This window comes from Pseudoalteromonas sp. CO348, from assembly GCF_004208845.1.
GTDB classification, from domain to species: Bacteria; Pseudomonadota; Gammaproteobacteria; order Enterobacterales; family Alteromonadaceae; genus Pseudoalteromonas; species Pseudoalteromonas maricaloris.
In genome coordinates this window covers 119512-142263 of sequence record NZ_SGPI01000039.1, presented here as the reverse complement: position 1 = coordinate 142263, position 22752 = coordinate 119512, and the positions used below count along the sequence as shown (strand labels likewise).

Sequence of the window (22752 nt, the reverse complement as noted above, 5' to 3'; positions counted from 1 at the left end):
GGCCTTTCGTCTTTCTAAGCAAGCTTAGAATCGGTAGCTGATATTGCCATACACAAAACGACCATCGGTGTTATATGCCGAGAACGCTGAGTAAGGAAAGATCTGGTTAAACGTTGTATAACCAATATTACTAACAGTATCTTGTGGAAATTGATCAAATAGATTGTTAGCGCCTACAGCAAACTTCCAGTTGTCACCTAGGTTATAAGCCACTTCTAAATCAGTGATCCATTTAGCGTCTAATACTTCATCGCCCTCTACTGCGCTCGAAGAATCTACCGTTTCACCATAGCGTGTGGCACGTAATGTCGTCTGCCAATCGCCAAATTGCCAAATTGCAGCTAGGTTCCATTTGTCTTTTGGTGTCCCATCTTCAAATCGTGCAATTTCACGACGAGCAAAGTACTCATAGCTGTCACCAAGGGCTTCAAGCTCTGCAGGGTTTGCTTTTACATGCGTCACTTCAGTGTCATTGATGTTTACCGCGGCACTTAAACGCAGATTACCGTAGTCGGCAAGATCAAAACTGTACGTTGCTACGATATCCACACCTTGAGTGCGCGAGTCGATAGCATTAGTGAAGTACCTTACACTTTGCGTATTAAGTTCACCCGCTTGCTGCAAAATATTAATGACCTCAGGACCGCCCAAGTTCTCAGAAAGGACGATGCGATCGTCGATGTCAATTTGATAGGCATCCACAGTAAATGAGAACGCATCTAGTGTGTAGACAAAGCCCGCCGTCATATTGACCGACTCTTCCGGTTCAAGCTCTCGAGCACCCAGCGCTTTTGCAGCTGGCGTATCAACAGGGAAGTGGCCAACTTCACTCGGTACGCCATTTTCAAATACCGTAGCAATTGATTTATAGGACGTTTGAGCCAATGAAGGCGCTCTAAAACCTGTGCTTACTGCACCACGTAGTGAAAAGTTATCCGACACTACATAGCGCGATGCCAGTTTACTAGTGAAAGTGCTGCCAAAATCACTGTAATCTTCAAAACGACCCGCCAAGACGACATTCCAGTCCTGCGTTAAGTAGGTATCAAACTCTGCGAATAAAGCGATATTATGACGAGATTCATCGACAGCACTTGCTGGTGAGAAACCAGCGAGCACCTGCGCACCACCAGCTGCAACGGGATTGCCTTCTGCATCAAGCACGGTGAGGTAAGACGCTTCTTCACCGACTTCAATTTCATAGGTTTCGCGGCGATACTCTGCACCAATCGTGAAAAATACGTCATCCGGTAAGCCCAAATCCAATGCCGTTTTAGCATCAGCATTCACAAGCCACTGTGAATAAACTAAAGCGCCGTTATTAAACTCAGTCGGGCTTGTTACCCCCATCGAAGTATTCAAACTATTTACGACCCCCAAAGCGAAGTCATTCACACCATAGTTTGTACTGATATCGTAATCCCACTCACCTTGAGTGCCTTTTACACCAACCGCAAAAGAGTAATCATCTACATCGCTGACGATTTGAGGTAAGAAACCATCTGGGTATACCGCAGTTAAGTTGCGGCTGTCATTTGCGCGACGATAGAAACCACCGGAGTTACCTTCACGTGTCGAGTAGCTACCAAATGAATAAAGCTCGATTTCAGCATCTAGGTTGTAACCCGCATTGTAAAATAGTGCAAAGTCTTCCACTTCGGCTTTACCAAAACGGTGGTTGTAGCGATCGAATGAAAACTCTCTTGAGTCAAGTTGACCATTTTCATCACGAGCATATTGCTCTCTTGGATCGAAGCCTGAACGATTAGTTGGTTTTTTATCTCTATATTCGGCAGACAGATTAATAAAACCATCATTACCTAAAGCAAAACCAACGTTGGCACCAATTGTTGTAGTACCACCATCATTACGCTTGCGGTCATCTCCTAATACAAAGTCTAAATCGCCCGCAGCGTTTGCACGGGTTTGTAATAAGTCAGGGACACCAGCCATCTGTGTATCGTGCTCACCATAGGTCACACTAATACTGCCACCTTCTTCGGCATCTTTAAGCACAATATTAATAACGCCAGCAATGGCATCTGAGCCGTATTGAGCAGCAGCGCCATCACGCAGTACTTCTATACGCTTAATCGCGGCAGCTGGAATGGTATTTAAATCAACCGCCGTTGAACCACGACCAACGGTACCATTTAAATTCAATAATGCGCCGGCATGACGACGTTTACCATTTACCAGCACTAAGGTGTGATCCGGTGCTAAACCTCTAAGCACTGCCGGACGGGCGTGATCCGTACCATCCGCCAGCGTTGAATTTGGGAAGTTAAAACTAGGCACTAGAGTTGTTAGTACTTGGCTTAGCTCCAGCTGACCTGTACTTTGCATATCTTCTAAAGAAATCACATCTACCGGCACCGTGCTCTCGGCGACACTACGAAGACTTCTTCGCGTACCAGTGATTTCGATGACTTCAACACTTTCCTTGGCTTCAGTGTTGTTACTTTCGGCTTGCGCATGAATTGAAATAGTTGAAAGAAGCGCGGCACCGACAGCCAACGAGATTGGCTTGCGAACAGCGTTTTCCAGCTTGTTATTAATAAATTGCATAGTTTGTCCCGTGAATATGTTGAACGCAGAGTCTGTAAAAGACCGATTACTACTTAATTTAGTCAATATGAAGATAAATCAAGACTGAATAAGGTACCCAAGTAAATAACACAAAATGCGGTACGATACCCATTCGACTTATGACCAAAATGTTGGTACTTACTAATTCAATACCAGCCTAAAATTAGGTCACTATCATAAGAAAAGACGCGGATTTTAGAATTATTCTTTCATCAATAATAAAGAATTTTTTGATCTACCTTATACCTCATAAGGGCACTGGTCTGATGTTTGCCCACTCCATCTTTACTCCACATTGAAACGCTTAAATACCAGTATGCAGAAACGGAGAGTACCAATGACACAACGGACGCTAAAACATGCTGAATGGTTGAAAATTGTTGAATCTAGAGCGAGCCAGCAGCAACTTCAAATAAAGCCAAAAAATAAACTATCACCTGCTGTGATTTGGACTTTTGTACTAGCCACCATTATTTCACTGGTAAGTGCATGGGCATTTGTTACCGAAACGCCTGAGGCACCCACTCAGCAGCTTAGTAAAGAATCCCAAATGCGTATCAACCGCTACTTTACCAAACAGTATATGGTTGGTAGCTGGCAGTTCTCACATTTAAAAACCAGTAAAGATGACATCAATGTGTTTATCCGTATCCCGACTAAACTTGCATTAACGGGACAGGCACTTAAGGGTTATATCGAGCAGTCACTATGCCCACCGACCAGTAGCAATGTTTGGCGTGATGTCAGCCAGTTTGCGCTTTATATGCACTTGTATTCGGATACGCCACGCCACAGTGACTATGCCAAATGCAAGGCACCTTAATCATTTCAAGTTAAATTCTTTTATCTTTCGTTCAAAGGCCCAATGGGCCTTTTTTGTTTTTGGATTTCAAGGGTTATTTCGAGCTATCGTGGTTGCCAAGCTGACTTACCGGCTCGAGCTCAAGTTTAGCTTTTTCTTCGAGTTCTTCGGGTAGCTCCTTGACTACGGCAACGCCTAGTTCTTTAAATTCAGAAGCTTGCTTAATTAAGTTGCCTTTACCCATATATAACTGAGAAAACGCTCGCTCGTAGCTCTCTTTTGCTTTATCAAGCTGTTTACCCACCCCTTCCATACTATGTAGGAAGCTATTGAGCTTGTTATAAAACTTCTCAGCTCGAAGCGCCAGCTCTCTGGTATGCTTGCTTTGCTCCTCAAAACGCCATAACTGTTTAACGATATTAAGACTGGTTAAAAGCGTTGTTGGCGTTGCCACCAATACATTGTTTTGTAAAGCGTCCTGATAAAGCGTTGGCTTATACTTAACCGCCTCAACAAATGCGGATTCCACAGGGATAAACATAATGACCACCTCTGGGGAATTAAGACCAGGTAAGCGCTCATAAGATTTACTACCCAACTCTTTGATCCGTGCAGTGATGGCTTCGGTGTGTGCCACTATGGCTTGATTCGCTTCACTATCGGTTGTGGCATTAATATACCTTGTATAGGCATTCAATGAGGTTTTAGCATCAATTACCAAGTGACGAGATTGCGGTAAGTAAACCACGACATCAGGGCGAAACTTGCCTTCGTCAGTATTAAAGTTTACTTCTCGCTGATAGTCGTACCCCGGACGTAGCCCAGCGCTATCTAGCACATTTTCAAGCATGAGTTCGCCCCAGTTACCTTGTGCTTTCTTTTGTCCTTGTAACGCAGTGGTCAACCGATCTGCTTGCTCAGTCATGGCTTTATTGTTGGCTTGTAAGTGCAGCAATTCAGTTTTCAATGACGCCCGTTGCTTCAGCTCTTCACTATGAATGGCTTCCATTTTATCTCTAAAGCCCTTTAACTCACCTTGTACTGGCTGCAACAACTGCTGGATTTTTTCTTTACTTTGGTGACTAAAGCGCTCGCTTTTCTCATCAAATATTTGATTCGCGAGATTGTGAAACTCTTCTTTAAGCTGGACTTTCGCTTGTTCAAGCTGCGCAAGCTGTTGCTCAAAGCTTAGTTGCTTTTGCTCCAGCAAGGTTTGTAGATTGGCCATTTCAACTTCTAACTCATGAGCATGCACTTGAATTTCTTCCTTGGCATCTAGCTCTCGCTGCCACAGCTGCTGATATTCAGCAGCTTGCCGTTGACGCTCAGCTAATCTCGCTTGCAATTGCTGCTGTTGGCCATGACTTTGTAGTTGCTGCGCTCTTAATTGCTCAGCGAGTTGCTCGGCTTGGCTTAGTTGCGACCTAAGAGCTTGCTCGGAGGCGAGTTGAGTATTGAGTTGATTTTTGAAAGTGCTGCGTATGACCCAAACAACGGGGAGCAGGGTAGCCGCACCGCCTGCAAATAGCGCAAGACTAAACCATGCAGGCGTATTGGAGAGCATTGACCAAAGCATATTGAGATCTCATCGGTTCTTCTACTTTGATAATACCTTAGATATAAATTTCAATCACTTAGTCATTCAGTGATCTGTTGACCATTGTAGCGATACCCGGCGCCATATACCGACTCTACAATTTTCGGAGATAAATCTAATCCTTTGATTTTCTTTCTGATATTTTTAATGTGGCTGTCGATTACGCGATCCGAAATATCAAAGTTATCCGGTTGAATATAATCAAGAATTTGCTGTCTTGAAAAGACACGGTTTGGTGCATCATATAAAAGCGCAAAGACGTCAAACTCAACTTTGGTTAAGCCTAATGTACTGCCATTCAGTTTAACCGTTAATTCTTCGCGATTTACTTCGATAGGCTTTTGATACGCATTGGTATTTACACAACGACGTAAGATCGCTTTCATGCGCATCACTAATTCAGCGGCGCTAAAAGGTTTACATACATAATCATCTGCGCCGACTTCTAAGCCCTTTAAACGGTCTGCTTCTGCCACTTTGGCAGTCAGCATCACAATAGGTACTTCAGAAAACGCTCGAATTTGACGCATACACTCTACGCCATCTTGGTTCGGCAACATGATATCCATCAAGATTGCATCAGGTTGGTTTAACTTTACCCAAGGTACAACTTCTGCACCGTCTGCAATATGAAACATTTCAAAACCGGATGCTCTAAAAAACAACAGCACCTGCTCTGCAATATCTTGGTCGTCTTCGACGAGCAAAATTCTTGATGGGGTAGACATAGGATTTATTTACTCTTTGCTTTTAACTTTTTCAATTGTTGTCTAACTTGACGCTTTAACTTGTCTGAAAGCGTGTCATCGAACAGTAACATGGTTAGTATACTAGACAAGTCTTCTGAACTCGCCACTTCATTAAGCAGATCATAGTCTGATTCTGATTGTGTCTCAATAAAGTTTAAGTGTGAAATTGTCGCATCGTAGCAAAGCATAACGTTATCCTAATTAGTCTATGGCGTTTCTCCGTTGTAGCTATTAAAGCGCGAGATTATGGAATAAAAATGGAGTGAAAGATGTTTTAGGGCCTGTTGACCTTTGCTGTTTGATTTTTGTTCTTCTGAGTGTGTTTTGATCGCGACGCTCGACTTGCCGCCTAGTAATCTAGGCAAAAGTTGAGCAACAATGAACAAAGCACACTCAGGTGAACCCAAAGGGCAGCGCTTGATTGGCATTTTCTCTGTGTTGCCCCACAAGGATGTGGGGTAAGGTGACTTTGCAGGAGCACAAAGTCTTTATCGCCAGACTTACATAGAATGACTATGCTACGCAGGCTCTGCCTTGTATAAATACCAGTCAAACTGCTGCAAAAATAAACTTGAAAGATAAACAGGCCCTAGAGCCAGAAAAAAGAAAAGCCAACTTAATTAAGCTGGCTTATTACAATCAGTAACAAAGGGGGAAAATCAACATATGCCTACTGTTTCAACAATGTCACAACAAGCACTATCATAGACCTTCACCTTTGATGATTAGTTCCAAATTATTTTTAATTTTTTATAAGCGCTAGCATTTGCGACTCATCAAACTGACCAAGATTGACACCAGACTCAGCAAATAGGGCGTCAACAAGGGCTTGTTTATCGCGCTGCATCTTAAACACTTTCTCTTCGATAGAATTCGCCATAATCAATTTGTACACGAATACCGGCTTATCTTGGCCGATACGATAGGCGCGATCTGTTGCTTGATTTTCTACCGCAGGATTCCACCAAGGGTCGAAATGGATAACCGTATCAGCTTGAGTCAAATTCAAACCAGTTCCCCCAGCTTTTAGGCTTATCAAAAAGACATTGCATTTACCTTGGGTAAACGCCTCAATGGCTTTATCCCGTTGCCTTGTCTGCCCTGTCAGCATGGTGTATTTCAATTGTTGCTGCTGGCACTGCTCAGCAATGAGATCTAACACGCTGGTGAACTGGCTGAAGATAATTATCTTACGGCCCTCACTGAGTAGCACAGGCAGGTGTTGTGCAAGCCACTCAAATTTAGCGCCATGTTGATCGGTCAGAGATTTATCAACCAATTGTGGGTGACAGCAGATCTGACGTAACTTTAACAAGGCATCGAGGAACGCCAGCTTGCTTCTTTCAACGCCTTGCTCCTGAAATAGATTGAGCAATTTGCTTTCTACTTGGTGCTGAACACCCTGATATAGCTTATGTTGTTCATCAGAGAACTCTAATTCTTTGATGAGTTCTGTCTTATTAGGTAGCTCTTTCACTACCTCAGCTTTTGTACGACGAAGAATAAAAGGTGCGATCAGCGATCTGAGTTCTCGAGCTCTAGGGCGATCTTGTTCTTTTTCAATTGGGATCTGGAAGTGTTGTTTAAACTGCTGCTTAGTCCCCAGCACATCAGGCATAACAAAATCGAGCAGCGATTTAAGCTCGAGTAAATTGTTCTCTACCGGTGTGCCACTTAAACAAAGTTTGAAACGCGCGGATAGGCTCTTTACGCATTTAGATATTTGTGCGCTTTCGTTTTTAATATATTGCGCCTCATCCAACACAATAGAATCAAAATCAAGCCCTTTATAATACGCCACATCGCGCTTAAGTAGCGGATACGTCGTTAGAATAAATCGAGCACCTGACAAGTTAGTGAGTGCTTTCTCTCTATTGGAGCCATGAATAATAGTGAGAGGTAGATGCGGTGCGAAACGTTTAAATTCGTCACGCCAGTTCCCCACTAAACTCGTCGGACAGACAATTAAACTTGGTTGTGTCACCAGCGTATTGTGCTGAGAAATAAAGTAAGCAATTACCTGAAGCGTTTTTCCAAGGCCCATATCATCGGCCAAAATGCCACCTAACTGATGACGATTAAGAAACTTAAGCCAGTTAACACCTTGCACTTGATAATCTCGTAGGGTAAAGCTCTGTCCTTCACTGGCTGGGATCACGTCAAGATTTTCTATCGGTTTATCTAGCTCAGCGAGATACTCAAGTAGCTTTTGATCGTCTGAGTCGGCATGAATATGCGTCAGTTCAAACAGCTTTTTGGCATACGACAACGGAAATTTAAATTGTGAGCTCGAAAGGTAATAACTAAACCGAGATTTCAGCTCCAGCAATTCATCAAATATGGATTTGCTAATGGCATAGAACTGCTCGCCGATTTCGACGTAGCGATATTCATGGGCGAGGTTGTTAAGCTCATGAACCGGATGCTTATCCCAGTTGAGCGTAACGGGCTTGTCATCTAACATCACTTTTCCGAGCACATGATGTTGCTTATCTCGTTTAAGGCTTAACAGCACTTTAGGTGTAACAACGAGGCCATTGCTTGGCAGCTCGTCAACAATCCAACGTTTACCCTGTAAAAGCGGCCTGATCTCCCGGTTAAACCAATGGACTTCAACGCCATCCTCAGTTGGTAATAAAAATTCGTCGCCCTCATGGACAAAGCCCAGACCTGTGAGTACCTGCTCCAGCCTTGCTAACTGCTTTTTCGTCGCGCCTTTTCCAAGTGGCTCAATTGCAAAGCGAATTTTATTTGGCCTATCTAGTTTTATAAGCTTAGCAACATTAGATTGCTTACTCGCTAACTGCGAAAACCCTGCAGGAGGCGCAATAACATCATCCGTAAAGATATCTTGGAAACGTGCCATTACCTGCTCTAGCTTTTCAGCCGTAATGGTAGGCATGGTATGAAGGTGGGCGATTTCCTGCGCGGTAAGCTCTGACTCAATTCGGCCGACGACCAAGTTTTCAGTATCTAGATACACCGGAGGTTCGGTTTTAATCAAGCGCCAGTGTTCAACATTCGCTAGGCGGCTTTTCAGTTGGTATTCATTGCCTTCTTGATGCCAGTAAAAATCTAGCGTTTGCTTGTGCCCAAGCTCCAAAGGTTGGCGCTGGTTGCGATAAAAACAGCGATGGGTATGTACAAGTTGTGTGAGTGCATTAAAGCCCCAGGCGCCAAATAGCTCAAAATGACCCGGTGTATTTTGCGAGCGGATCCAGCTAAATAAGCGAAAATCATTTTCTAATAATCCAGCAGGAGCGACCTGACTATTAAGCTGCTGCTCGGTTAACACTCGGCCTAAGGGGTAAACACCATCGGGTCGATTTGGCGATACCTTAGGGCTTACAAGGACTTCGTTTGCTCGAGGCTCTAACACAAAGAGTAAGACGTTTTCCGCGTCTGCTTTATCGACTTGCTGCAACTGCCCGAGTTCATTAAACCAGTCATTAACCAAATAAGCCTCACCAAAGCCGCCAGAATGTTCGATTTTAAGTTTGAGCAATACCGCAGCAATGTGCCGACATTTAGGATTATTTGAACAAGAGCAGTTTGCTTCGACCGAAACGGTACCTTGTGATTGGTTTATTTTGATGTGCTGAGTGAAGGTATTGCCGTAATTTCCCAATACCTGCGCGTCGATTTGCGCAAAGTTTTCGCTGTGTTGAAGGTAGCAGACTTGTTCGTCTTTCAAATACTCCTTAGCTTTCGCAAGTAAAGCTGAATTGAAGTACTGACGAAGAAAACGTTCAGACAAGGGAAATTGATTAGCCTGTTCCTGTTTGATTTCCTCAAATAAGGCGAAAAGTTGCTCTTTAGATAACTGCGAAGACATTAAGTGCACGTCAAAATTAAAATAAAAAGCCAGTATATGAAATTAGTGATTTGAGCTAAAGAGAGAAATGCGAGAAATTCGCTAAAAAAGGACTGGTTGGAGGTCAACTGACTAGAAAAAGCGCCGAGTTGCTTGATAATTCAACCAACGCGGCAATTTTTGAACAAACCTTAATTGTAACTGCTAAGTAACTTTTGCAATTGTTCCAAACGCTTATCAGTCAATACTCGATTATCTATTTTCACGGTAACATCACCGCTTTTAAGATTTCTTTGCACTCGAATGTAGTCGTTCTCTAGCATGGACTCCACGCGTGAATCGCTACTTCCGAAAGTAGTCAAGAATTTGGTGATCTGAACAGCACGTTTCTCATCTGACATCTCTTCGGACATAAAGTCTTGTGCTTTAAGTGCAGCAATTTGCTCTGAAAACTGCTCAGGTTGTTCTTGTTTCGCAGTGATGAGCTTTTTAGCCGCTTCACGGCCTAAATGATTCGCCGTTGGATACAACTGCAATACTTCGACCGGAATACTTTCATAAGCTTTCAATGCGTCTGCGATAGCTGTGTGAGAAACACCTTCCACGGCAGCGATTTCTCGATATGATCCTTTTTGGCCTTGTTCGATCAAGTTATGCTTAGTATCAAAATAGGCTTTACCCAATTCCCAAAGGCTCGGGGCGATGTATTGATCGGAAGATACCGCTAATGTTTTTGCATCTTCGTCACTAAAGTCTTTCGAGCTCAACACCACGTAATCTGCTTCGGCCAGCAAACAGGCTTTACGGCGTCTTGAGCCTGATAAAACGTGAAGTTTGCCATTGTGTTGCCAGCACAGGGCAGGGTGGAGATTTCGCTTATCTTTTTTAATGGCAGGTAATATATCTGCGACCGCTTTTTCGCTTAATAAGGATTGCTCGCGGCGATTCTGCCCATAGACTGTGGTTTTACTCTCAATTTCGCTAAACGGCACTACTTCACAAGTCAGTACTATAGTTTTAGTCGGATCGCTTGGCGCAGGCATAGTAACCACATCGCCTACTTTAGCCTGATCTAAAAGATCGTCGAGGCTACTACCTTCAACCGCAGTAGCAAAAGGATCTATTCGTGTGTCATTTTTACGTTTTCTAGCCATTATTAATACCTTTTTATTCTGCTAGCGAGGATTGTGTTGAAGGCCAATTTGAACGGATCAGCATCTCTAATTCATCAACCACATCTTTGATATTTTCTTGCGCTTTTAGCAATGCTTCACGACTTGCTAAACTATCCGAAGTCTTTTGGTCAAAAATTGTGTTAAACGATGAAGAGCTCGCTGTAATTGCAGAGCTGTGATTGATTGGGTAACTCATTACTTGACGGCCAAAAGCACTACGTACATCTTTAACTATATCGCGCTGAGAATGGTTGCCTTTAACATAATTAGTGACCAAGAATTGCATAAAGTCCCAGCCTTCATGACCAAGAGCTGCAACAGTATGGTATATCTCACCAAGACGCTTCAGGTATTTATTATTAGCGTCGAAGTCTACGGCCTCTGGGTGTACAGGTATTAACATAGCCGTAGACGCCATCAATGCGTTGTAGAACATAAAATTAAGTGAAGGCGCGGTATCTACTAGGATAATATCAAACTCGTCTTGTACAGGCTCTATAACCTTCTCTTTAAGCTTATGGTAATGACGTGTCTTTTCGTAGCTTGAACTTTCTTTTAACTCTGTTGCTGTTTCGTGCTCAAAGTAAAAGTCATCCATACCAGAAGGTAATACGCGAATATTTGGAATGTGGGTTTCTTGGAATGAATTAGAGACCAGATCTTTCCATGTTTCACCTTCATCTAATTCAATGCAATCTCTCATCAGATCGCCAACAGTGATCGGTTCATGATCATTAGATGGAAAAAAGCTTGATGATGATCCCTGTGGATCAAGATCAATGATCCCGATGCGATAGCGCTTAATATTAGTTGTAGCTAGTGCTGCTGCGATATTCACTAAACTTGTTGTTTTACCACAACCGCCTTTCAAACTATTAATCACAATGACTTGTAATTTATCGCTAGACTTTCGTTGATCAGCATTTACCCCCAGAACATCTGCCATCGCAAAGATATTTGCTAATGTGTATGCATAATGACCGTTTGCGCCTTTCTTTATATTGATGGTATCAAAGTCACCTTGGTCATGGCGTCTTTTAAGTGTTCTATTATTTACACCAAGTAGGTCTGCTGCAGCTTTCTGCGTGTAAGTTCTAAGCTCTTTTTCTTCAGTTTTAAGATGAGCTCTATAATGTTGAATACGACCAGCAAGTGATTGTTCTGCTACTTCTGCTGTAGCTTTCAACAGCCGGTACGTTGATAGCGCATTGTTATTTATAGACATACACATTATCCTTTATTTGATAACGATTATTATAATGTCCATATATTTTGCTGTAAACACAAAAAAACAAAGACATTTGTAATTTTGATTTACATCTAGGTATAAATAAGAAAGTTTAGATATGGTTAGATATATAGGTATTAAAGGCTAAGGCAAAGAAATTATATCCTATCTAACTGTTTTACTTAATTTTTTTTGATTTCTATAGATCTGCTTTTTACTAGGTTAAGATCAGATCTCTTATAACTCCGAGATCGAAATTTTACTAACTACTATTTCAAAAAGATATATATAAACAACTTATGCACAGAGTTGTTCACAGATATGATAGTGGAGATCAATTTTTTACTAAGTAAGATCAAATAGTTATGCACAGATGGTATAAGATCAAGTGCTTTAAGGTATGTATAGATCTGATCTCTACCTAGCATAGATCAGATCTTTACTAATTAATGGTAGAGTTTTCCACAAGGACGTCTGGTTTGTCGTTGTAATTCCGCTAAACAGGCCTTAAACAAAGGTTTTTCAGCGTTAATTTCACCTCTGTTAGTAAAAGCTTGATCTGAAAATAGCCCCTAGTTAGTAAAAAAATGATCCTAACAAAAAAAGTTACTTCGGATCACTTTTTTACTAACTTTAATCATTAACTTTTTCTGTCGAATATGTTGTTATTAGACGTCATGAAAATTTGGAAGTAAAACAATGAGCCGGAAGGTGAACATCTCTGTTGACAATTTGCCCGATTCACTTCGTGGACAGATCCATGGTGTAGAAAGTGCAATCGATAACGAAAGTTTGGCGTTGTTTACGGATAATAAAGATGTTCGAGTATCTTTAGAAAATGCTGCCCATGGGTTAAGAGCTTATTCTAACACCTTTAATCATTACGATTTATGGGGACGCTTTGTTCGTTCGGGACATAAAAAATTACCGTTAGAAGAAGCGCCTAAAAAAACGATCGTAACGAGGAAAATATCTGAAAAAGTAGATGGTATTCTATACGAAGGTGAGATAAAAATTACGCCTGCTGTTGTTAGTACTAAAAAAGATGGTGATGACGAAGAGTTTTTAGTTTGGCCATCTGACCGAGAAGAAAAGGTTGAGCGCGCGCTGATCCGTCTAGCTTCTAAAGGCAAGATTGTTAAAATAAATTTTAAGTCCGGTATTCAATACGCAGTTATTTTTTCGATGAACGAGCTTGCTCAAGAATTAAAAGCTGTTGGTCAATCAATGCCTTATCCACAAATTAAGGAATCTTTGGAAGCCCTTCAAGGTTCTAAACTTTCGTTCAAATATACGGCTACAGATACTAAAAACCCAAGTATTGATGATTCATTTTACGAATCAAACATGAACTTTCTGTCGTCGCTACACTTTAGTGGCAAAAAAGGACAGGGCGGGAACATAAAATGTGTTGCATGTTTAAATGCATTTGTTCATAACATGATCGATAACTTGGAGTATAAAGGTTATTACTTCAACAGTGCTCAAGAGTTAAAACGTGGTTTATCTCGTTGGATGATGCTACGTTTGTATCATCTATGGCGTTACGCAGCTCCAGGTAAAACTTATCATTTTCGCCTAATTTCAATTATGGAAAAATACGGCTCAATTTATTCTGATGATGAAATTACAGAGAATAAATTGAAGGCACTTCGTCGTGATATGACCACAACAATGAAAGATTTGATCGAGAAAGGGGCGATATCCGAATACAATATTTCAAATGTTAAGGATGAAAAGTCCGGAAAAATCGTTGATTATGTGTACGAAATGCACCCATCTGCTCAATTCTGTGACGAGATATTGGCTCTCAATAAACACCATAAACGTATCGAAATTCAAGGTGGAAAACGTATCGTTGAAAATGTTGAAGTAATTGATGAAGATACGTTAGAAGAAATCGTTAAAAAATAAGATTTCTTGTTTTGGCTAGAATAGTATTTCTAGCCAAAATAAAGAACTTTGATATCAAAGCTAATTTCTATCCCAACGGCGAATACTTTCCAACCGAAATTTATCACTATCTAATTCTTCAAAACGAAGCAGTCTAAAGAGCTAAAAGCCTTCTTAAAAATTTTCTGCGGTGAAAAATACTGACATCAATAAATCTTGAAACTACATCAGCGGATCAAATTAATTTTTAATCTTTGGGAGAGAACAAGCATATCAATAATTCAAATCTTCCTATTTAGAACAATCGAATAGAAAAAATTTGTTATCCGATAGTAGTTAATTTATTAGTGATTTCTAGATACGAGTCCGTGGTCGATAAGCTATTCCAGAGCTTAACACGTAATGATAAATCAAAATTTAACCTGAAGAAATTTAGTACTTAATCTGTGAAGATAACGATTTTATCATAGTCTTTTAATACCAATTAGTCTTGATACTTGTTCAATTTGAAGGAGCAAATCTGATGCTAACTGCGTTAAAAATTTCTCATTTAGAACAACTAAATAGCAAAATTCCCGCCTTGCCTACATGGATGTAAGTACCTTGGCGATAACTGGACGCAGTAATGGTGTTATCGACAAGATTTTCTTCGCCTCAAAAGAGATCACTTAATTAAGTTAATTGGTATAAGTTTTAAAGTAGATAGAACACATCATACTATAATGAGGACAAGTCAGTTAGCACTTGCATGGACTATAGTAATTCAACAAGATTATGTTAAATTACGTACTATCGTTAGATTCCGTATGAATTACCTTATTATTACTCAAATCTTTCTAAATAAATTCTATCGACTAGAAAGTTGTACTCTCGCTTTCTTGGATGATCATCTTTTTGTGTAAAATGACTTAACTCTCCAAATTTAGTGTCTGGATGCGGGTTAAAGAGTATAAATGGAAGTGCGGCACTTACATGATAGCGATTTTGAGCTGTATATCTCACATTCACCTCAGGTGTTACTCTGGTTGGCCTTCTAATTCTGAGCTTTGCATTTTCTGATAGACTAGAAACTCTATATTTTTCTTGTTCTACTAGCTGTTGCCACTTTTCCTGATCTATCATCCTCGGATTTGAATAAAGTGAAGAGCGATTCAACATCTCCATAGCAAGTTCTTTACTCAAAACTCTGGTTGCATGTTTTTTCATCCAGGTAAATCGAACGGAATAGGGAGCTGTGGATTCGCTATGTATTTTTCGATAGGCTGCCAAAGTCATTAAGTTAGGAACTGCACTATGAACAGCTTCGAATCTGGCATCATTGTTAGAAATTTCCAAAATAGCATTTTTAAAATTTTCTTTGGCAAGATTCACTGCATTCACCCTAGACTTGATAACTTCTTTAGGGTCATTAACTAACAAAAGTCCAGGAAACCTTTGCAACAACTTTCCGCTTTCTCGGTCGTTTAAGTAGAGGTCGCGATAAGCATCTAAACATTTAGAGAGTGCTTTTTCACCTTCTATTTTTTTAACAGTTATATTTGTTGGAGCGGTTTCTTCATCTTGTTTTTTGATATCAGGCAGTTCATAAAATATTGCCTTTTTTATATCGGCTTCAGTCAGTTCATGGCATAGCTGATTAATATGTTCGTTAAGAATATCGAAAGTTGAACGTATATTAAATTTATTCATTTGTATGATGTGTTCTTGTTATCTCTTTTATATTATACCAAAAAGAATGAAATCTCGCTAAGCGATTTTACTATTAGTCCCTAATGGAACAAACTAACAACATCATTTGCACTAGACCTGCATTTGCTGAATTAAGTTGGATACCTTATTAGAATATCAGTTTGAGAAGTTAGATATCTGATCAATGATTCGTGAATATTTTAGTGATGAGGTATATGCCTATTACTTATAAAAGTATGATGTGTTCCAATTGATGTATATAAATTATATCAGAAATATTCTGTTAGCTCATATTTATCTTCACTTATTAAGCTTTTATTCGGAGCGTCTAGGTTTTTTGAAAAATAAAATATCTGCTAGTAAATTTTAAAATAGGAAAGTGATTCTATGTCGTCTTGATGAAATTGCTAATTAGTTTTGTGGAGTTGAAATTGCCTGACTTCACTTTGTATGATGTGTTCCTTTAAGATAGACTAAATTATATCAAATTTTTTTAGATTTCTCCTATAAAATTAGATTTTTATCAATTTTGAAGGGAGTTTCTAATGGGCGATACTATCAGGCTAAAAAGCAGTGGCTAGTAACCACTCAGAATAACAATGCTACTTGTCAGCTTTTTGATTAATTTTTAAATTCAACGCTGATTTTATATTCATGAAAAATATGTATGATGTGTTCCTTTCCCCTCGCGATAATACTCTTTTTTATAAATTAAAGTCAACTTTTGATACTGGCAGAGCCTTCTTCTTGTTCAATATTTTAGTCGTGAAAAACAATAGTAAGTGTTCACTTATTTTGTTTCGACCGAGCACTTTTCCGTAGGCATGAAGGTTTAATAAATTCTAGTTAGGCCGGAAAGGGAAGATTATAGATGGTTAGTAAGTGTGTACTCACTTTGAAATAATCATCATTTGGGATCCTTCAAAGGGATTGACTAAATTATAGAGTAGAACACTGAGTTTAATTTTGCACTTTCAAAGAGAACAAGCGTACCACTTCTTTTTCTTGGCTATGAATCTTCGAGTAACATCCGCACTTTTGTAGCCATACCTGACTAAAACACGAAGATGGTTATAGTACAAGTTTCTTTTGCTACATACATATGTTCAGTTCGGAATTGCAACGCTAATACTAACTTTATAATAACTAAACCAGCTACTTCAGTGATTACTTACTATTATTCAAACTTCGCCGGAATAAATACCCATATCAATGCCGTACTCAATTTGTAGCGAAGTTAAAATAACGGAAAAACACGAATAGATAGAAGACACAGCTCCTGTACTTTTATTATTTAAATATCATATAGTTTTTACACCTGAATTCATGGTCTGATCGTCAAAGAGCAAAGTAGACAGAGATCTTTTCAAGCGTCTGAACAGCTTGTTTGCGAACGAGTAAAGCTAGATTAGCTAACTGTTCATGGAAAAATATCTCTGAAATTAACTGGCCAGAAACTAGCGAGAGTTTTGGAAATGAAAATAGCTATTAAGCGAGTAACCTTATGCCTAATTATATTAGACAAAGTAATTATCTGTAAGAATAAAAGCTGTTGTGTTAGATATCACGAAAAGAATGAGGGGCAAGAGTAAACTCAGTAGTTCTACGTAATCAATATCACCTTTTTGACAGTAGAGCTTTATTTTTATCTAGTGAGTGATAGATTGTTCGGCGAGGTCTCGCCGTTTCAATAAGATAGCTTAATCAGGAAAATTTATTTTAATAACCCAGATCACTGAAGAGAAATCTCTCCAATTTTTCAGCATTGAGTTCTCATTGGAGGAGTTGGCTGTTGGAAGTACCTATAGGTGTTAATACTTCCAAAAACTATATAGCACATGTGATTAGTACTCATAGCAATCATTATAGACTCATTTTTTCTTGCCTCCTTCCTACTCATAAAATACGACGAGTCACTACCCAATGACTTATAGCTGACTTGAAGAATTTACTAGTCTGAACTTAAACAAATATCAATTTAACATAATATCAAGCTAAAGTCAGTGGTCGTCTTTGTATATAAATGCTCTGTAAGATGATTTTCTGAAGAGGTAGGGTGGGGTCCCGCTTGCTCACAAATTCCTGAATTGACTTCCATTCGTCAGCGCTACTAATCAAGGTACTCAAAGTGAAAAACAAGACGTCGACAAGATTATATTTGATATCGATTCCAGGGTCTTCAATTCACTCTAAATGCGTGATGATACTCATTATAGCGATTTAAAGATCAGATGATAAAAGTCTGATAGTCGCCTACTTTAAGCTCGCTTGTTTTTTGTTCGTTGGAAAAATGTATATGAAACCTTCATATCTTAAGAAAGGCGTTACTTCGATTAATCTCTTAAAAAATTTTAGCAAATGTGTCATGTTTTAAATAGCTGATAGTATGATGTGTTCTTCACTAAAAACAAACTAAAGTTTTTCCTTGATGAATAAGGGGGCTTGGGGTACTGTTCAATGGTGGTAACACATATTGGAATGAGGAAAATACAATGGCTAATTGGAGCCCAAATAGCTGGAGAGATAAACCAATCTTGCAGCAACCTGAATACCCAAATTCAGAAAAATTAAAATCAGTTGAAAAAGAACTAAATTCAGCACCTCCGCTCGTTTTTGCAGAAGAGACGCGAAGCTTGTATAAAAGCCTATCAGATGTTTGCGAAGGTAAAGCTTTTATATTGCAAGGTGGTGATTGCGCAGAATCGTTTTCAGATTTTAGTGCAGCTAATATTCGTGATACGTTCAAGACACTTTTGCAAATGGCTGTCGTATTAACATATGGCGGTAAATGCCCGGTAGTAAAAATTGCTCGAATGGCAGGGCAGTATGCTAAGCCCCGTTCTTCAGATTTTGAGACTATTGATGGTGTTTCTTTACCTTCATACCGTGGTGATATCGTTAATAGTTTTGAGTTTACGGAAGAAGCGCGTATCCCAGATCCTGATAGATTGATGAAAGCATATCATCAGTCAGCAGCAACACTTAACCTACTTCGCGCGTTTGCGCAGGGTGGCCTTGCAGATCTGCATCAGGTAAATCGCTGGAATATGAGTTTCGTAGCTGCGAATCCGTTAAAAGACAAGTTTCAACAGCTCGCAGAGCGTATTCAAGAAGCGCTTGAGTTTATGGAAGTTTGTGGCATCGATTCAACAGTAGCACCAAGCCTGAAGGAAACTCCGCTTTATACCTCACACGAAGCGTTATTGTTAGGTTATGAAGAAGCGTTAACTAGACGAGACCACCTATCAGGGGATTGGTACGATTGTTCTGCTCACTTTGTTTGGATTGGTGAACGTACGCGTCAATTAGATCACGCGCATATCGAATTTTTCCGTGGTATTAAAAACCCAATTGGCGTAAAAGTTGGCCCAGGGATGCAAGAAGATGAGTTAATTAAGCTTGTCGATGCGCTTAACCCTGATAATATTCCTGGTCGTCTAACACTTATCACTCGCATGGGTGCAGATGTGTTGCCGGAAAAACTCCCTAAATTAGTTCGCAGAATTCAAGAAGAAGGCCGCAAAGTTATTTGGACTTCGGATCCGATGCACGGAAACACTGAAAAAGCGACGACTGGATATAAAACACGTAGCTTTAACAATATCCTAAGAGAAATCAGTCAGTTCTTCGCAGTGCATAAAGCGGAGGATAGCTATCCTGGTGGTGTGCACTTAGAAATGACAGGGCAACACGTCACTGAGTGTGTTGGTGGTGCCTATGGTCTATCAGACGAAGACTTATCTCAGCGTTACCGCACCCAGTGTGATCCGCGTCTAAACGCAGACCAAGTTTTAGAGCTAGGATTTTTAGTTGCTGATCTACTAAAAGACGCTCGTAAAACAGTATAAACAACAAACAAAGGGCCGCATTGCGGCCTTTTTAGTATTTATGGCGCTTTAACCCAGTTTCAGAAATAATCTTTGCTGATATTTCCTCAACGGAATAACGTGTACTGTTCAGATAAGGCGTTTTATTCTTTTTAAATAGCATCTCGACTTCTTTGACTTCAATACGGCATTGTCTGATTGATGCGTACTTGGAGTTTGCCATTCTCTCTTGCCTTATTGCGGCTAGTCTTTCGGGATCTATGGTTAAGCCAAAGAGCTTACCTTTGTATTTATCTAGACATTTGGGTAGTTTTCCACTTTCTAAATCATCCTCTGTCATCGGATAATTCGCGGCTTTTATCCCATATTGCAATGCTAAATATAAGCTTGTCGGCGTTTTACCGCTGCGGCTGACACCAACCAATATGATGTCTGCCTCGTCATAATCTTTAATATTTGCGCCGTCATCATTTGCAAGTGCGTAGTTAACGGCATCTATTCTAAAATCATAAGAAGATTCGTGAATGCTATGCGTGCGGTGCATTTTTGGCACCGGCTGAACTTTTAGCTCTCTTTTTACTATTTCGCTCGCATAAGATAAAAAGTCGTAACAAACCCCTTGCGACGATAAAATAATATCGGACAATTCTGGATTAACGAATGTAAAAAACACCAATGGTTTTTCACCTGAAGTCTCAGCAACCGAGTCTATTAATTTTTTGATTTCATTTGCTTTTTTTACTGTTTCTACAAATGGTATCGTTTGGTGATTAAATTCTACAGGGAACATTGAAAGCGTTGCGTGACCAAACACTTCAGAGGTGATAGCGGTACCATCGGAAATATAAAATGCTGTTCTCATTTTGCTATTATTCATTCAGAAATTGTTGAAAATAAGCCATCGCGGTTTACGAAGACTGCCTTACCGTTGTAGAATGCCCTTGACCAAGTGGAAAGGTCAATTAATCTCTCACATTTAATACAATTTGTTTTGGAGACAGTTCCGTGCAAGACTACGTTCTCTGGTATCAAGAGTTGGGTATGCAAGATGTACCTCGAGTTGGTGGTAAAAACGCTTCTCTAGGTGAAATGATATCTAACCTTGCTAACGCTGGTGTACAAGTACCTGGTGGATTCGCAACAACTGCTGATGCGTTTAATGAATTTCTTGAGCAATCAGGCCTCAATGAAAAAATCCACTCAATCCTAGATACTCTCGATGTTGACGATGTCAACGAATTAGCCAAAGTCGGCGCCCAGATTAGACAATGGGTTATCGATACACCATTCCAACCAGAATTAGATAAAGCAATCCGTGAGGCGTATAGCCAGTTACACGGTGACGCAAGCCAAGATGTCTCCTTTGCTGTTCGTTCATCAGCAACAGCAGAAGATATGCCAGACGCCTCCTTCGCTGGCCAGCAAGAAACTTTCCTAAATGTTCGTGGCATTGATGCCGTAATGGTCGCTATCAAGCATGTTTTTGCTTCGCTATTCAATGACCGTGCAATTTCTTATCGTGTACACCAAGGCTATGATCACAGAGGCGTGGCGCTTTCTGCTGGTATTCAGCGTATGGTGCGTTCAGACAAAGCGTCGTCTGGTGTTATGTTCTCAATCGACACTGAATCAGGCTTTGAAGACGTTGTCTTCGTTACTTCTAGCTATGGTTTAGGCGAGATGGTAGTTCAGGGCGCAGTAAACCCAGATGAATTTTATGTTCATAAGCAAACGCTTGCAAAAGCAAAACCTGCTGTTCTTAAGAGAAATATTGGCTCAAAAGCAATCCAAATGATCTACTCAAGTGATGAGTCTCACGGCAAGCAAGTTGAGATTGTTGATGTAGACTCAGCACTATCTAACCAATTCTCGATTACAGACGCAGAAGTAGAAGAATTAGCAAAGCAAGCTGTTATTATCGAAAAGCACTACGGTCGTCCAATGGATATCGAATGGGCAAAAGATGGTAACGACGGCAAGCTTTATATCGTTCAAGCTCGTCCAGAAACCGTCCGTTCAAATGAAGATGCGAACGTAATGGAACGCTTCCAACTAAAATCAAAGTCTGAAGTTATTGTTGAAGGTCGTGCAATCGGTCATAAGATTGGCTCAGGCGTAGTTAAAGTCCTGTCTTCAATTGATCAAATGGACTCGGTAAAGCAAGGCGATGTACTTGTTACTGATATGACGGATCCTGATTGGGAACCTATCATGAAGCGTGCCTCTGCTATCGTAACGAATCGTGGCGGCCGTACTTGTCACGCTGCAATCATTGCACGTGAGCTGGGGATCCCAGCCGTGGTTGGATGTGGTAATGCAACCGATTTGATCACTAATGGCGACACGGTAACAGTTTCATGTGCTGAAGGCGATACAGGTTATATCTACAAAGGTGAACTTGAATTCGATGTTATTTCTTCTCGCATCGATGCAATGCCAGCTATTCCGATGAAGATAATGATGAACGTTGGTAACCCAGATCGCGCGTTTGATTTTGCGAAGTTACCACATGCAGGTATCGGTCTTGCGCGTCTTGAATTTATCATCAACCGTATGATTGGTATTCACCCTAAAGCACTACTTCATTTTGATAAGCAAGATGCAGAGCTACAAGCTGAAATTAAAGAGCTAATCGCAGGATATGAGTCACCAGTAGAGTTCTATATTAGCAAGCTAGTTGAAGGTATTTCTACGCTAGGTGCAGCATTTGCTCCAGAGCGTGTAATCGTTCGTATGTCTGACTTTAAGTCAAACGAGTATGCAAACTTGGTTGGCGGCCAGCAGTATGAGCCGGAAGAAGAAAACCCAATGATTGGTTTCCGCGGCGCATCTCGTTACATTTCTGAAGACTTCAGAGAGTGCTTTGCATTAGAGTGTGAAGCCATTAAACGTGTTCGCAATGAGATGGATCTAACCAACGTTGAAATCATGATCCCATTCGTTCGTACCCTAGAAGAAGCAGCTCAAGTTATTGAAATTCTTGAAGCTCATGGTCTAAAACGTGGCGAGAATGGTCTAAAAGTCATTATGATGTGTGAACTTCCATCAAACTGCCTGCTTGCTGATGAGTTTTTAGAATATTTCGACGGCTTCTCGATAGGCTCAAATGACCTTACCCAGTTAACACTTGGTCTGGACCGCGATTCTGGTCTGATTGCGCATCTGTTTGATGAGCGAAATCCAGCTATCAAGAAACTACTTTCAATGGCAATTCAAACTGCTAAAGCGAAAGGAAAATATGTAGGTATTTGTGGTCAAGGTCCATCGGATCATGAAGATTTTGCTGCTTGGTTAGTTGAAGAGGGGATTGACTCTGTTTCACTTAACCCAGATACAGTACTTGAAACTTGGCTTTATCTAGCTGAAAAGTTTACTAAATAATTTAATGG

The 22752-nt window shown here is 40.4% G+C and carries 14 protein-coding genes; 4 read left to right on the top strand and 10 right to left on the bottom strand.

Annotated features, from left to right (window positions below; genetic code table 11):
- Positions 1 to 24 precede the first annotated feature (24 nt).
- On the bottom strand, positions 25 to 2568 hold the full coding sequence (locus EXT48_RS20450) for a TonB-dependent siderophore receptor (RefSeq protein ID WP_130165580.1): 2544 nt from the start codon (positions 2566 to 2568) through the stop codon (positions 25 to 27).
- 358 nt (positions 2569 to 2926) lie between these two features.
- Here EXT48_RS20450 and EXT48_RS20445 point away from each other — a divergent pair, with 358 nt between their 5' ends.
- Positions 2927 to 3412: a hypothetical protein gene (locus EXT48_RS20445; protein WP_130165579.1), complete on the top strand. Its 486-nt coding sequence runs from the start codon at positions 2927 to 2929 to the stop codon at positions 3410 to 3412.
- Between the two features lie 73 nt (positions 3413 to 3485).
- Here EXT48_RS20445 and rmuC read toward each other — a convergent pair whose 3' ends face one another.
- From rmuC to EXT48_RS20405, 7 genes are all read right to left on the bottom strand, one after another.
- Positions 3486 to 4967, bottom strand: a complete 1482-nt coding sequence (gene rmuC, locus EXT48_RS20440) for a DNA recombination protein RmuC (RefSeq protein ID WP_130165578.1) — start codon at positions 4965 to 4967, stop codon at positions 3486 to 3488.
- Between the two features lie 62 nt (positions 4968 to 5029).
- Positions 5030 to 5716, bottom strand: coding sequence for a response regulator (locus EXT48_RS20435; RefSeq protein ID WP_039495341.1), 687 nt, complete (start codon positions 5714 to 5716; stop codon positions 5030 to 5032).
- A gap of 5 nt (positions 5717 to 5721) precedes the next feature.
- Complete coding sequence (locus tag EXT48_RS20430) at positions 5722 to 5925, bottom strand: hypothetical protein (protein ID WP_010376203.1); 204 nt, start codon at positions 5923 to 5925, stop codon at positions 5722 to 5724.
- Between the two features lie 18 nt (positions 5926 to 5943).
- A complete protein-coding gene (locus tag EXT48_RS24055) occupies positions 5944 to 6165 on the bottom strand; it encodes a hypothetical protein (RefSeq protein WP_130165577.1) in 222 nt (73 codons plus the stop codon).
- Positions 6166 to 6479: 314 nt separating this feature from the next.
- Positions 6480 to 9572, bottom strand: coding sequence for a DEAD/DEAH box helicase (locus EXT48_RS20415; protein ID WP_130165576.1), 3093 nt, complete (start codon positions 9570 to 9572; stop codon positions 6480 to 6482).
- A 170-nt stretch (positions 9573 to 9742) separates the two neighbouring features.
- A complete protein-coding gene (locus EXT48_RS20410) occupies positions 9743 to 10705 on the bottom strand; it encodes a ParB N-terminal domain-containing protein (RefSeq protein WP_130165575.1) in 963 nt (320 codons plus the stop codon).
- Positions 10706 to 10718: 13 nt separating this feature from the next.
- Positions 10719 to 11951, bottom strand: a complete 1233-nt coding sequence (locus EXT48_RS20405; RefSeq protein WP_017216876.1) for an AAA family ATPase — start codon at positions 11949 to 11951, stop codon at positions 10719 to 10721.
- 702 nt (positions 11952 to 12653) lie between these two features.
- Between EXT48_RS20405 and EXT48_RS20400 the strand changes: the two genes are divergently transcribed.
- Positions 12654 to 13868, top strand: coding sequence for a hypothetical protein (locus EXT48_RS20400; RefSeq protein ID WP_017216875.1), 1215 nt, complete (start codon positions 12654 to 12656; stop codon positions 13866 to 13868).
- A gap of 801 nt (positions 13869 to 14669) precedes the next feature.
- Here EXT48_RS20400 and EXT48_RS20395 read toward each other — a convergent pair.
- The gene (locus EXT48_RS20395; RefSeq protein WP_130165574.1) at positions 14670 to 15536 is read right to left on the bottom strand and encodes a DNA replication terminus site-binding protein; all 867 of its coding nucleotides are present in this window, start codon (positions 15534 to 15536) and stop codon (positions 14670 to 14672) included.
- Positions 15537 to 18028: 2492 nt separating this feature from the next.
- On the opposite strand from EXT48_RS20395, the gene EXT48_RS20390 reads away from it, so the two are divergent.
- Entirely contained in the window at positions 18029 to 19384 is a 1356-nt protein-coding gene (locus EXT48_RS20390) for a class II 3-deoxy-7-phosphoheptulonate synthase (protein ID WP_130165573.1), read from the top strand.
- Positions 19385 to 19415: 31 nt separating this feature from the next.
- On the opposite strand, the gene EXT48_RS20385 is transcribed toward EXT48_RS20390, so the two are convergent.
- On the bottom strand, positions 19416 to 20225 hold the full coding sequence (locus EXT48_RS20385; protein WP_010378654.1) for a pyruvate, water dikinase regulatory protein: 810 nt from the start codon (positions 20223 to 20225) through the stop codon (positions 19416 to 19418).
- A gap of 143 nt (positions 20226 to 20368) precedes the next feature.
- On the opposite strand from EXT48_RS20385, the gene ppsA reads away from it, so the two are divergent.
- Positions 20369 to 22744: a phosphoenolpyruvate synthase gene (ppsA, locus tag EXT48_RS20380; RefSeq protein ID WP_130165572.1), complete on the top strand. Its 2376-nt coding sequence runs from the start codon at positions 20369 to 20371 to the stop codon at positions 22742 to 22744.
- The last annotated feature ends 8 nt before the right edge of the window (positions 22745 to 22752 follow it).